This is a genomic window from Spongiibacter pelagi (assembly GCF_014705705.1).
In the GTDB taxonomy this organism is placed as follows: Bacteria; Pseudomonadota; Gammaproteobacteria; order Pseudomonadales; family Spongiibacteraceae; genus Spongiibacter; species Spongiibacter pelagi.
The window spans coordinates 58,053-70,851 of sequence record NZ_JACXLD010000003.1; the positions used below are offsets into that span (position 1 = coordinate 58,053).

Genomic DNA, 12,799 nt, shown 5'->3' on the forward strand with positions numbered 1-12,799 from the left:
CTGGCTGTGTTCTGGGCTAACTTCCCAGAACGGATTGTCGAAGCGTGGTGTGGGCCGGGCCTTGCAGGCGCGGGCCGTATTGCGAAACCACTTCGGCTGCCGCGCGGCTGGCCAACTCGCCCGCTTTGCGGTAATCATAGCCATGACTGATGGCATAAAGAAAGGCACCGGCAAACATATCGCCGGCGCCATTGGTGTCTACCGCTTTAACCGCGTGGGGCGCGATTTCATGCAGGGTCTCACCGTCGAATACCAGTGCGCCTTTGGCACCCAAGGTAATGGCAAAGCTGCGGCTGACCTTTTTGATTTCAGCGATCGCGGTTTCTATCGAATCGGTGTCCGCCCAGCCCAGTGCTTCGGCTTCATTGCAGAATAGCAGGTCAACGCCGGAGCCCAGCATGTCTTTTAGGCCGTCTTTAAAGAAGCTGACCATGCCGGGATCGGAAAAGCTAAAGGCGGTTTTAACGCCGTGTTGTTCGGCGACTTCGCGGCCGCGAATGGCGGCAGCGCGGCCAGTGTCAGAGGTAACCAGATAACCTTCGGCGTAGAAATATTGCGAATCGGCCAAGGCCTGTTCGTTTAATTCCTTAATGGAAAGTTCCGCGCTAATGCCTAGGTGGGTATTCATACTGCGCTCGGCGTCTGGGCTAATCAGTACCAGGCATTTTCCGGTGATGCCGGAGTCGCGCTCGGAATCAAAGTCGGCGTCAATACCGGCGCTCTTTAATTCACTTAAAAATAGCTGGCCAAAGTCATCGTCGGCGACTTTGCAGGAGTAATATCCCTTGGCGCCAAACCAGGCGGCGGCGACAATGGAATTGCAGGCCGAGCCACCACTGGTTTGTTTGGAGTGAACCAAATGGCCTTCCAGGTGCCCCAGTAATTCCTGCTGACGGGTTTCGTCGACAAGGGTCATCAAACCTTTTTCGACGCCCATGGCGGATAATTCGTGATCATTGACTTCAATTTCAGTATCGACCAGTGCCGCGCCAATGCCGTAAACGTGATATTTTCTCATGATATTTTTCAGCGACTCCCATTTAGCTGGGCTATTATCCCCGCTCCGTGACGTATTGCAATTCCAAGGTTTTTTGAATGGCCGCTAACAAGTCTGCTCGCCGCCCGTTAATCCGCAAAAAGGCTGTTTTTTCACTGCTGTTAAAGCTGTCTCTGGTCGGCTTTGTGTTAGCGGTGGTGTTTTTTGCTTGGTGCGATGCGCAAGTTCGCGGGGCATTTGACGAGCAGCGCTATGATCAGCCGGCAAAGGTTTATGCGCGCCCCTTGGTGTTGGCTAGCGGTGCAGTGCTAACTGCGTATGAGCTGGAACGAGAGCTGGGCGAGTTGGGCTATCGGCGCAGTCAATTAATGGCCGAAGCGGGCAGCTATAACCGGACTGGCGATCATTTTTCAATTTATTTACGCAGCTTTGCCTTTGCCGACGGCGTTCGTCCGGCGCGCCGGGTTGAATTAGACATGGGCGCGACCACGGTGGCGGTGGTGCGTGATCAAAACGGGCGGCGCATTTCCGAAGATCAACTTGATCCCATGGTGATCGGCGGCGTTTATCCCGGACGCCACGAAGATCGTCTGATGCTGGATTTAGATGAAACGCCACGGATGCTGTTGGAAAGTCTGTTATTGGTTGAAGACCATAATTTCTACCAGCACCACGGCATTTCTCCGCGCGCTATTCTGCGGGCGACATTAGTTAACCTCAAAGCCGGCCGCACGGTGCAGGGCGGTAGTACCTTGACCCAGCAGCTGGTGAAAAACGCCTTGCTCACCAATGAGCGCAGTCTGTGGCGCAAAATGAAAGAGGCGGCTATGTCGCTGTTGACTGAGGTGCACTATAGCAAAGAGCGGATTCTTGAAGCTTACTTGAACGAGGTGTATCTGGGGCAGGAGGGTAATCGCGCGATTCACGGTTTTGGCTTGGCGGCGCGACATTATTTTAACCGCCCGATCAACGAGCTGGATTTAGGCCAAATTGCAATGCTGGTGGGCTTGGTCAAAGGCCCGTCTTACTATGATCCTTGGCGACATCCGGCCCGCGCCGAAGCGCGTCGTAATACTGTGCTGAATGAATTGGCCGAGCGCGGTTGGTTGACAGACGATCAGTTGAGCGCGTGGCATAAACAGCCGCTGGGTTTGGCAAAAACTTCCGCTTTGGATGGTGTTTTTCCGGCTTATGTGGATTTGGTGCGCCGGCAATTGAGCCGGGATTATGAGCGCCGAGATCTACAAACCAAGGGCCTACGGATTTTTACCCCCTTCGATCCGACCTTGCAGCGCCGTGCTGAAGTGGCGGCTAAGCGCGGTATGGATCAGCTGGGCGAGCGGGGCAAAGGCTTGGAGTTGGCGTTTGTTGCTACCCGGATCGACAGCGGTGATGTGGTGGCGGTAATAGGTGGTCGCAGTCCGAAATATGCCGGGTTTAACCGTGCGCTGGATGCCTTGCGCCCCATTGGGTCGCTGGCTAAACCGGCAGTTTATCTCGCGGCGTTAACCCATCCTCGGGAATATACTTTGCTGACGCCACTGCGCGATGAGCCAGTGTCAGTGCCCAATGCCGATGGCAGTTTGTGGCAGCCGCAAAATTATGAAAAAGAGGCGCACGGTCGAGTGCCGCTTATGACAGCGTTGGCGCAATCCTATAATTTGGCCACGGCCAATCTGGGCTTGGATTTGGGCTTGGCTGAAGTTATGGATATGTTCAAGCGTCTGGGTATTCAACGTCCTCTATTGGAGGTGCCTTCTATGCTGCTGGGTTCGGCGGAGTTGGCGCCGATCGAAGTGGCGGGTATGTACCAGACGATTGCCGCGGGGGGGCGGTACACCTCTTTGCGTACCATTTATGCCATTAGCGATGCCGAGGGTAATTTGTTGGCACGCTACCCTCAGCAGCCGCGTCAGGTGGTTGATCCTGCGCCGGTGCATCTTCTGCAATACGCGATGTCGGAAACCATGCGCAGTGGCACTGGCAAAACGGCCTATCAGGTATTGGCCAAGGATTATCGCGTGGCGGGGAAAACCGGTACCAGTAACCGAACGCGGGATTCTTGGTTTGCCGGTTTTGCGGGCGACTATATGGCGGTGGTTTGGGTCGGCGCGGATGATTATAAGCCTACCGGCCTAACTGGCGCACAGGGAGCCTTGAAAGTGTGGCGGCAGTTTATGGCTGAGGCTAGCTCAGAGCCCTTACGTGCGGCGCCGGTAGATCATATTGAATATGTCTGGGCGAATTCAGTAACGGGTGAACGCAGTCAATCCTATTGTGCAAACGCGAAGTACATGCCGTTTATTGAGGGCAGCGAGCCGCGCCGCGATGATAGCTGCAGTGCGGCAGAGAAGAGTTGGTTTAATTGGTAGGGCGTTTATTGTTTACGCCCACCCATATTCCCAACTAGCGTTCTTCAATCTTGGCGGTATAGCCACCTGCTTCCGACGGCACCAGCTCTAAAAACTGGTTGATACAGTCGGGAATGTCTTCGCTGCGGTGGCTCACAAATAAAATGCGGGTATCGCCCTGCGCGGCAATATGATCCACCGCGCCGAGCAGGCGCGCTTTCTGTTCGCCATCCAAGCCAATACAGGGTTCGTCGAGGATCAAAATCGGTGGAGATTTCACCATCGCCCTGGCCAGCAAAATCATGCGTTGCTGACCGAAGGAGAGGCGATCAAAACGTTGCTCGCGCTCGTGCAAAAGATCAAAGGCATCTAACCAAGCAAGTAATTGCTGGCGTTGAGCATCGCCGTAGTTATTGTATAAACCCACTGAATCGAACAGCCCGGAAGCGATAACATCAATCACCTTGATGCGCTTCAGGTGATTGAGCTGCAGGCTGGTATTCAGCAAGCCAAACTTTTCTTTGATCTGCCAAATGCTCTCTCCCGAGCCGCGAGCTTTGCCAAACAGCTTAACTTGCTGTCCCCATGCCTTGTCGTTTTCGCCGCAGAGCAAACCCAATAGGGTGGACTTGCCGGCGCCGTTGGGCCCGCTGATGCAGCAATGTTGATGTGGCAGTAGTTGCCAGTTGATATTGCTGAGCACCTGTTTGCCACGGAAATTGACGCTGACGTCGTTGAGCTCAATTAAGGCTTGGTCTGCTGGCCAATTGTCGCCGCGCTTAATGGGCAGCGGTTTGCTGAAGTGCGGGCGTTGCTGCTGGGACTGCTTTGCCTCGGCGCTGCTGCAATGGCGAATGATTTTTCCGGCGTCCATGATTTGTACATCGTCGAGAGCGTCGGGAATGTCGTCGGCGTCTTTAACCAAGAGCAAGAGTGGCAGGGGCGAGGCGACCAGTTCATCCATTAATTGCCGCATTTCCTGCTGGGCGTTTTTATCCAAGCCTTCCAGTGGATTGTCGAGAATCAGCGCGGCGGGTTCACTCAGCAAGGCTCTGGCGAGCAGGGTTTTACGGCTTTCACCTGTAGAAATAAAACGAATGCCTTGGTCGAGAATATGATCGATGCCCAGACGTTTACTCAACTCGGTAAAGCGAGTGTCTTCCGGTTTATCCTGCAGAATGGCTTGGTGCACCGTGGTACCCATATCAAAGGCATCGGCGCGGTTTTCACTGTCGTCAAAGCGGCGGTCGTGTTCCATTAATTGCCGATGCTGATCGAAAGACACCAAATAAATCTCATTGGGCGATAAATGATTGGCGTAGTGAATTTCGCCCCGGTTGGGTCGCAGTTGATCGGTGATGAGTCCGGCGAGGGTGGTTTTGCCACAGCCATTGCCACCGAGAATGGCAAGGTGTTGGCCGGCGGGCCACTCCCAGCTAAAGTCGTCGAGTACGGGATCAATTAGGTGGGCAAAGCGTAGCTGGTGCATACGCACTATGGGTTCTTGCATTGGGTTCTCTTTACTTCTTTTTTATAACGGCTTTTCTAAAGTCAGGCTAGCAGCGGGGACAGGCGCGGGGGCTGAGTTTGTAGTAATCGGCGATAAACTGCCAGGCTTGTTCGGCGGTATTTACCGTGCGTACCAGCTCGACATCTTCAGGCGAGATCACGCCTTCATCGCGCAAAAATTCGAGATTGATCGCCTTTTGCCAAAAATCATGGCCGACCAGAATAATGGGCACTCTGCGTGACTTGCCGGTTTGGATCAAGGTCAGGGCTTCGTAAAGCTCATCCATGGTGCCAAAACCGCCGGGAAAAACCACTATGGCTTTGGCGCGCAACATAAAGTGCATTTTGCGAATACCAAAGTAATGGAAGCGGAAACAGAATTCCGGACTGATATAAGGGTTTGGTTCCTGTTCGTGGGGCAGCACAATATTTAAGCCGATTGATTTCCCGCCCGCTTCTTTTGCGCCGCGATTGGCGCCTTCCATAATGCCGGGGCCGCCGCCGGTCATCACATAGAGCTGCTCTTCGCTGGGGCACTCCAGCGAGTGTTCGGTAATCAATCGCGCAAGCTCTTGTGATTCCTGATAATACAGGCTGTTGCGGTGTGCGCGTTTGGCGGCGCGAACGCGGGCAGGGTCGCCACTAGCCTGCGCCTGCTCGATATCCTTTTGGGCGGCTTCCGGTGACGGGAAGCGGGCGCTGCCGAAAATAACAACGGTAGATTCAATGCCGTGCTCCTGCAGGGTGACTTCCGGTTTTTGCAGTTCTAATTGAAAGCGTAAGCCGCGCAATTCATCGCGCAGTAAAAAGTCTTGGTCTGTGTAGGCCAGCTTATACGCGGCGGGACGATTGCTCTCGTCGCGTAGATCGTCTCTTGCTGAGGGGAAATTTGCCCCATGCAGGGGGTGTTGGTCGCTCATGGCTATTTCTCTAACCCATTTATTTTGTCAGTATAGTTTAGGCCCAAGTCGTGATGAATAGGTGAAAAAACAGGAGTGTTTTAATGGTTGAGCCGCTATTGGTGCTCATGGCATTTGCCATTGGTTTTATTTTCCGCCACTTGGGAATGCCGCCTCTGCTGGGTTATTTGCTCGCCGGTTTTGTGGCGGGCGTTGCCAAGCTGGGCGAATTTGAACAAATTCAACTTTACGCTGATCTCGGTGTGTTGTTGTTGCTGTTTACCATTGGCTTAAAGTTGAATTTCAAACAACTGGCCGCCGCTAAAGTGTGGGGTACTACGCTGGCGCATACGCTGATTGTGGTGCCGCTCACCGCATTGATGCTGCTCAGCTTGCCTCTGTTTTTAAGCTCTGTAGGCGCTATGGATTTTCAATCCGCGGCGATGCTGGGTTTTGCCCTTTCGTTTTCCTCCACCGTGTTCGCCGTCAAAATTTTTGATGAGCGCGGTGAGGCCTCATCCCTGCATGCGCGTATCGCCATTGGTATTTTGGTTATGCAGGACTTGCTTGCGGTCTTGTATCTGGTCGGTAGTGCCGATTACTTGCCAAGCCCTTGGGCGCTCTGCTTGTTGGGACTGCCGCTATTACGTCCGCTATTACAGCGCTTGCTGGAAATGGCCGGGCACGGCGAGCTATTGCTGTTGTTCGGTTTTGGTTTGGCGATGGGCGCGGGTAGCTTGTTTGAGGCGCTGCATCTCAAGGCGGGACTCGGGGCACTTTGTATTGGCGCGTTGCTGGCCGGCGGCAATAAAAGTAATGAGTTGTATAAAAGTTTGGGACCCTTGAAAGACCTGTTGCTGACGGCCTTCTTCCTCAGTGTGGGTTATTACGGTTTGCCCTCGGGTGACATGATTGTGGTGGCCCTGTTACTCAGTGCTTTGGTGTTCCTGCGGCCATTAATTTACTTTCTGGTGCTGGTGGCGTTCCGCTTGCGAGTTCGTACCTCGCTGTTGGCGGGGGTGGGACTGTTTACCTACAGTGAATTTGGTTTGATTGTAGCCGCGCTAGCGGTGCAAGCCGGCAAGCTGGAACCTGAGTGGCTTACAACGCTGGCGGTAGCAATGGCATTGTCGCTGTTTATTGCCGCGCCCTTTAATACACGAATCCACAGCTTGTACGCTCGCTTTGCCTCGCGCTTACAAAAATTAGAGAGTCAGCAGTTACACGCCGAGGAAAAACAGGTGGATCTCGGCGCGGCTGAAATTGTGGTGTTTGGTATGGGGCGTATTGGCAGCGGCGCTTATGAATTTCTGAATCAGCGCTATCCCGGTTTAGTGGTGGGCGTGGAGGAAGATGCCGACAAGGCGAATCGTCTATTACAGCAGGGCGTTAAGTGCTGTCAGGGTGATGTGTCTGACCGGGATTTTCTGGAGCGGGCCAAGCTGGGAGGTCGCCGACTGATTTTGGTTTGCTTAAGTAACCACAGTGAAAATGTGCAGGTGGTGAAGTTTCTCAATAAAGTGGGCTTTAGTGGCAAGCTGGCTGCGATTTCGCGCTTTCCCGACCACGAGCTGGAGCTGCGTGAGCTGGGGTGTGTTTCCTTTAATCTCTATGCTGAGGCTGGTCACGGTTTTGCCGAACACGTGCTGGAAGAATTGGGCGAGTGTCAGACTAGCGTGAGATAAAAAAGAAGGGGAGCTGCGCTTAGCACTTGAGTGATAAGCGCAGGAAAAGGTTTAAGCCATTTGCAGCGTCAGTTGCTTGAGGCGTTTCTGCTGTAACTTCAGTGCATATTCCAGTTCACGCAGCTGGAAGTGCAGTGAGGTTTCCTTCCAAGTTTTTTGGAATTGCTCTTTGTGTTCACAAAGGGTTTGCTGCAGGGCTTGAGTTTGAGCACTAATCGTATCTCGCTGAGACTCGAGCCATTGCTGGCGCACTTGATTCCAGTTGTGCAGGGTGTCGCAGAATAATTGGTATTCATGTTCCAAAAATTCTTTTACTTGCGGTGCCATGCCGGTCTTGCCTTCGCTTAATTTCTGCTCGGCGCGTTTGAATTGCATATCCAACATCGCGCGGCGGATTTTAAAGTCGGGGACTTTTTTCAAATCCCAAGTCAGGCCAATCCACGAGGCGGTTTTGATCAGCCATTTAGTGGGATCGTATTGCCACCAGCGCACACCGTTGCGGTAGTCATTTTGGAAAATATGGTGATAGTTGTGGTAACCCTCGCCATAGGTAAACAGCGCCAGAATATCGTTGTCGCGAGCCGAGTTTTCATCGGTGTAGGGGCGGCGGCCCCAGAAGTGAGCCAGCGAGTTGATAAAGAAGGTGCTGTGATGGCTGACAACTAGGCGCAAGAAACCGGCCAGTAATACGTTTTCCAACATATGGCCAGTAATCAGACCGAGAAATACGGCGGGCGCAAAATTCATAAATAGCACCAGCGCCAGATAATTGCGGTGTTGCCACATCACAATTTTGTCGCGTTGCAGATCGCGGGCATTGGAGAAGTCTTCGGCAGATGCGGGGTAGTCGCGCAGCATCCAGCCGATGTGGGAGAACCACAGGCCGCGTTTTGCTGAGTAGGGATCTTGATCAATGTCATCAACATGGCGATGATGACGGCGGTGACCGGAGGCCCAGATCAAAATACTGTTTTGGGTGGCGGCAGCGCCAAACAAGGCGAAAAACAGTTTTAGGCTCCAATGGGCTTTGTAAGCATTGTGGGCCCACAGGCGGTGATAGCCGGCGGTGATCGACATGCCATTGGCGCCGAGAATTAGAACAAAGGCCAACCAGCCCTGCCAAGTAAAGCCGTGGGTCATGCCATACCAAGGCACGCCGATTAGGGCGATTAGCAGGGTGGAGCTGAACAGAATAGTTTGCAGCCACAGCAAGGGTGGTTTTTGCGCGCTGGACAGGTCACCGCTGCAGTTGCGATCTTGTTCGGACATTGGGGTTGAGCCTCTTGGAAAATAATTTGTTATCGGTTCGGCCCGCATTCTAACTAAGCTACAGGCTATTTCACAGTTACCAAACCATGACAAAATCGACACCTTGAGTTTGTGCGCCAGCCCTTGTGTTGGCAATAGGGGATAGCCCCGGTGAGTGAAGGCGGGGGCAGATGTGGCGCTAGAGGAGTAAAGGGAGCCTCTCATGACAATAAAAATAGGCATACTCGGAGCCGGCAGTGTGGGCTGTTATTTGGCCGGTTCGCTATTAAATGGAGCGCGTAATGCCGGGCGGGAGAATGTCGCCGTCAGCCTGCTTGGGCGTGCTTATATGGGCGAGCAGCTCGCGGCTTATGGGCTCACAATCAGCGATTTTCGTGGTTTGAATCGGCATTTTTCTGGGGATCAGTTCGACTTTTCCGATGATGCCGAAATAATGGCCGACGCCGATTTTTTGCTGGTAACCGTCAAGTCCAGTGCCAGCGCTGATCTCGCGCAACAGATTCGTCCCTATCTTAAACCGGGGGCGCAAGTGATCAGTATTCAAAATGGCGTGGGCAATGCGGAAGCCCTTGCTGCGGCCCTGCCGGGGGTCGATGTGCTGCCGGGCATGATTGCCTTTAATGTATTACAGCGGGGCGAAGGCCGGTTTCACGCGGGTACCGATGGCGCGGTGATGGTGCAGCGCAGTGCGGCCACCCAGAAGCTGGAAAAGTGCTTTTTGGGGAGCGGGCTGCGTTTTGAACTACAGGACGACATGCAGGCGGTGCTGTGGTCTAAATTACTACTCAATTTGAACAACAGTATTAACGCCTTGGCGGGGGTGCCCCTAAAAGAAGAGCTGTCTCAGCGTGGGTATCGGCAGTGTCTGTCGCTGTTGCAAACGGAAGCCCTGCGGGCCATTTCCGCCGCGGGTATTCCCTTAATTCAGCTCTCCGGTGTGCCCGCTAAAATGATGCCTCGATTGCTTAAAGTGCCGGATTTTCTCTTCAAATTACTGGCCCAAAAAATGTTAGCCATTGACCCGCTGGCGCGTTCTTCTATGTGGGAGGATTTGGAGCGAGGGCGAATCACCGAAGTGGATTGGCTTAATGGGGAAGTGGTTAAACTGGCGCAAAAGCAGGGGCTGGATGCGCTGGCAAATCGCAGAATAATTGCGTTGATTCGTGCCGCTGAACAGGGCGGGCGGCGAGATTTTTCCGGACCGGAGCTGTTGTCTTTATTAAAAGGGCGCGAATAATTCGCGCCAGTCGTTGAGCTATCTGATGCCTATTTTAGGCGTCCCAGCAAAATATCTTTTGCCATCACCCAATCGCCAATAAAGCTATAGAGCGGATGCTTGAAAGTGGCGGGTTTGTTGTTCTCAAAAAAGAAGTGGCCCACCCAAGCAAAGCCATACCCCAATACCGGCAGCAGCCAAAGCAGGGCCCATTGCTGAGTGGCGAGGCTGTAGGCGAGTGTTGCCAATACCAGCAAGCTGCCGATCAGATGGAGTCTGCGGCAGGTCAGGTTGGCGTGTTCGCCGAGATAAAAGGGGTAAAACTCGGCAAAGCTGGAAAACACCTTGGGCGTGCTCTCGGTTTGCGTACCTTTTGTTTTAGCGCTTCCTGTTTGCGCGCTTGCCGAATGACTTGTGGTATTCATGTTCGGTATTCCTATTCTTTTATTACAGTTCGTAGCCGGGGTTTTGTCGATCCAGTTTACGCAGCAGCGCTGGCCAAGCAATGCCGCCGAACAGTCCTTTAGTCACAATTTGCGCCGCTTCGCGGGTGCCATCCACAATCTCCTGACTAATCGGGGTTAAGTCTCGACCACCTGCCAGCGCGCGAACCTGAATCATGCAGGCGGCTTCAAAAATATACATGGATAGGAAGGCATCGGCAGGATTTTGGCCCACGGTGAGCAGGCCGTGATTGCGCAGCATTAAAAAGGTATTGTCGCCGAGATTGTTGACCAGTCTCGGTTTTTCATCTTCGCGCAGGGCGATGCCTTCATAGTCGTGATAGCCCAGCGAGGCCAGCACCAAAGTCGATTGCTGTGAAAGCGGCAAAACGCCATCGGTTTGCGCAGAAACGGCAACCCCGTTAAGCGAGTGGGTGTGAAGCACACAGTGGGCATCTTCCCGGGCCGCATGAATTGCGCTGTGAATAGTGAAACCCGCCGGATTGACCGGGTAGGGACTATCCATCACCTTATTGCATTCTTGATCCACTTTGACTAACGACGAGGCGGTGATCTCATCAAAAGTCATGCCGTAAGGGTTAATTAAAAAGTGGTGCTCTGGGCCTGGCAGGCGAGCGGAAATATGGGTGAAAACCAGATCATCCCAGCCAAATAAAGCGACCAGTCGGTAGCAGGCGGCCAAATCAACGCGGAGCTGCCATTCTTCTGCGGAAACTAAATCTTTAACCTGATTACTCATTATTATGACCTCGCTCTTGGGGTATCTTGGTGTTAAAGCAGTATAGTGGCTGGACAACAATAATGAGTCTGTCAAAAAGTTTACATTTGCAAGGAATGGCGTGAGCAATAAACGCGATATTTTACTCGGTAGCCCACTTTTGGCCGGGTTGCCGGAAACCGCTATTGAGCCACTGTTGGAAGTTGCCAAGCTGAAAAAGCTGGTGGACGGCCAATTGCTTTATAGCCAAGGGGAAGCGGGTGAGGCCATGTACGGTGTACTCAGTGGCAGTATTCGCCTGTACAACCGCAGTGAACAGGGGCGGGAATTATTGGTGATGCAGGTTGAACGCGGAGACTGGATTGGTGAAGTCTCGCTGTTCGATGGTTTGCCGCGTAGCCACGATGCCTGTGCGCAGGGACCCTGTGAAGTGCTGGTGCTGGCCAAGGCCGATCTGGATGCCTTGCTGGAAAAAGAACCGGCGATGTATCGGCATTTTATTCCCATGTTGTGCCGCAAACTGCGTATGGCGCTGAGCTATGTCGAAAATGTGGCGCTGTACTCCCTGCCGGAACGATTGGCGAGAAGACTCTTGGAGTTGACCGAGTTCTACGGCGAAGATGACGGCGAGCAGGGTTTGCGGATCACACTGCACTTACCGCAGGAAGACTTAGCCAAGATGCTGGCAGTAACGCGGCAGGCGGTGAGTCGGGAATTGAAACGGTTGGAAAGTGAAGGCTTGATCCGGCTGGCTTATGGCAAGCTTTGGGTGCTGGATCAAGCGGGGCTGCAAAAGTTAGCTAAGTGAAGCTGGCTAAAACCTGAGCTTTTGCTGCCCCGGTCATTCAATTAAAAACTATAAACAACGGTTACCGACGTCTGGCGATCCATATGCTGGGTGCCGCTGGGAACAGTTTCGTTATAGTCGATGGTGTAGCTGATTTTCAGGCCAAAACCGCCAACGATTTTGGTTTTCAGCGAGGTAACCGACTTGGTTACGGTGTTTTCGCTACCGGCATCAACTGCAACGCTTTGGGCAAACTCGGCAGTTTCAGACAGTTTGTAATTGAAGTCAGTTGATAGACGCAGTACTGGCTCTTCAATCTTGCCATCACCGGCTGCGCTTGGAGTTTCAAACTCACTAACCCGCACACCTGGGCCGATTTCAGCATCCCAAGTCGCTTTTTCTGTTTTTAGAATGCGGCGACCATAACCAAAGCTGACGGTGCCTTGATACACATAACCGCTGAAACGGTCTTTATCGACAGAAAGATAACCAAAGGTGTAGTCGTTTTCGTCAATGTCATAAGCCAGACGATGCGAAGTGAAGTATTGCTCCGCTGAGCGCACGCCGGAGGCTTCGGTATTTTGGCCGCTGGCTTTGGCGTCGTAAGTCCACAGGCCATGCTCGCGCTTGGCGGCCATTTTGCCCAGGACACTGCTCTCTTCCGTGTTGCCTTCGGTTTGGTTGTAACCGAATTCCAAATCACCAGACCATTTGGCTCCGGCTTCTTCTGCCAGTACCGGCAGGCTGAATAGGGTGGCGAAAATAAAGGTACTAAAACGCTTCATGCGAACCTCAATAAGTAAAAAGTCATTGGATATACACCGGAGACGTCAAACTGGACTTTCCTGTCTCAGAAACAAAACCGGCGCCACTGCGGCGCCGGATTGTATACCAAGTCTGCAAA

11 protein-coding genes are annotated in these 12,799 nt (G+C 53.1%); 4 read left to right on the forward strand and 7 right to left on the reverse strand.

Features of this window, described 5'->3' with window-relative positions; translation table 11 throughout:
- Positions 1 to 16: 16 nt before the first annotated feature.
- Positions 17 to 1,018, reverse strand: coding sequence for an adenosine kinase (locus IB286_RS06500; protein WP_190763745.1), 1,002 nt, complete (start codon positions 1,016 to 1,018; stop codon positions 17 to 19).
- A 77-nt stretch (positions 1,019 to 1,095) separates the two neighbouring features.
- On the opposite strand from IB286_RS06500, the gene mrcB reads away from it, so the two are divergent.
- The gene (mrcB, locus tag IB286_RS06505) at positions 1,096 to 3,369 is read left to right on the forward strand and encodes a penicillin-binding protein 1B (protein ID WP_190763747.1); all 2,274 of its coding nucleotides are present in this window, start codon (positions 1,096 to 1,098) and stop codon (positions 3,367 to 3,369) included.
- A 34-nt stretch (positions 3,370 to 3,403) separates the two neighbouring features.
- Here mrcB and IB286_RS06510 read toward each other — a convergent pair whose 3' ends face one another.
- Both IB286_RS06510 and IB286_RS06515 read right to left on the reverse strand, forming a co-directional pair.
- Complete coding sequence (locus tag IB286_RS06510; protein WP_190763748.1) at positions 3,404 to 4,858, reverse strand: ATP-binding cassette domain-containing protein; 1,455 nt, start codon at positions 4,856 to 4,858, stop codon at positions 3,404 to 3,406.
- 46 nt (positions 4,859 to 4,904) lie between these two features.
- Entirely contained in the window at positions 4,905 to 5,777 is an 873-nt protein-coding gene (locus tag IB286_RS06515; RefSeq protein ID WP_190763750.1) for an LOG family protein, read from the reverse strand.
- 83 nt (positions 5,778 to 5,860) lie between these two features.
- On the opposite strand from IB286_RS06515, the gene IB286_RS06520 reads away from it, so the two are divergent.
- Positions 5,861 to 7,441: a cation:proton antiporter family protein gene (locus IB286_RS06520; RefSeq protein WP_190763753.1), complete on the forward strand. Its 1,581-nt coding sequence runs from the start codon at positions 5,861 to 5,863 to the stop codon at positions 7,439 to 7,441.
- Positions 7,442 to 7,492: 51 nt separating this feature from the next.
- Here the strand turns inward: IB286_RS06520 and IB286_RS06525 are convergent, their stop codons facing one another.
- The gene (locus IB286_RS06525; protein ID WP_190763755.1) at positions 7,493 to 8,710 is read right to left on the reverse strand and encodes a fatty acid desaturase; all 1,218 of its coding nucleotides are present in this window, start codon (positions 8,708 to 8,710) and stop codon (positions 7,493 to 7,495) included.
- 202 nt (positions 8,711 to 8,912) lie between these two features.
- On the opposite strand from IB286_RS06525, the gene IB286_RS06530 reads away from it, so the two are divergent.
- Entirely contained in the window at positions 8,913 to 9,947 is a 1,035-nt protein-coding gene (locus IB286_RS06530; RefSeq protein ID WP_190763757.1) for a 2-dehydropantoate 2-reductase, read from the forward strand.
- Between the two features lie 29 nt (positions 9,948 to 9,976).
- Here the strand turns inward: IB286_RS06530 and IB286_RS06535 are convergent, their stop codons facing one another.
- Both IB286_RS06535 and IB286_RS06540 read right to left on the reverse strand, forming a co-directional pair.
- Entirely contained in the window at positions 9,977 to 10,351 is a 375-nt protein-coding gene (locus IB286_RS06535) for a DUF962 domain-containing protein (protein ID WP_190763759.1), read from the reverse strand.
- A 22-nt stretch (positions 10,352 to 10,373) separates the two neighbouring features.
- Complete coding sequence (locus IB286_RS06540) at positions 10,374 to 11,129, reverse strand: class II aldolase/adducin family protein (RefSeq protein ID WP_190763760.1); 756 nt, start codon at positions 11,127 to 11,129, stop codon at positions 10,374 to 10,376.
- Between the two features lie 100 nt (positions 11,130 to 11,229).
- Here IB286_RS06540 and IB286_RS06545 point away from each other — a divergent pair, with 100 nt between their 5' ends.
- Positions 11,230 to 11,916, forward strand: a complete 687-nt coding sequence (locus IB286_RS06545; RefSeq protein ID WP_190763762.1) for a Crp/Fnr family transcriptional regulator — start codon at positions 11,230 to 11,232, stop codon at positions 11,914 to 11,916.
- 41 nt (positions 11,917 to 11,957) lie between these two features.
- Here the strand turns inward: IB286_RS06545 and IB286_RS06550 are convergent, their stop codons facing one another.
- Complete coding sequence (locus IB286_RS06550) at positions 11,958 to 12,680, reverse strand: DUF481 domain-containing protein (RefSeq protein ID WP_190763764.1); 723 nt, start codon at positions 12,678 to 12,680, stop codon at positions 11,958 to 11,960.
- Positions 12,681 to 12,799: the final 119 nt, after the last annotated feature.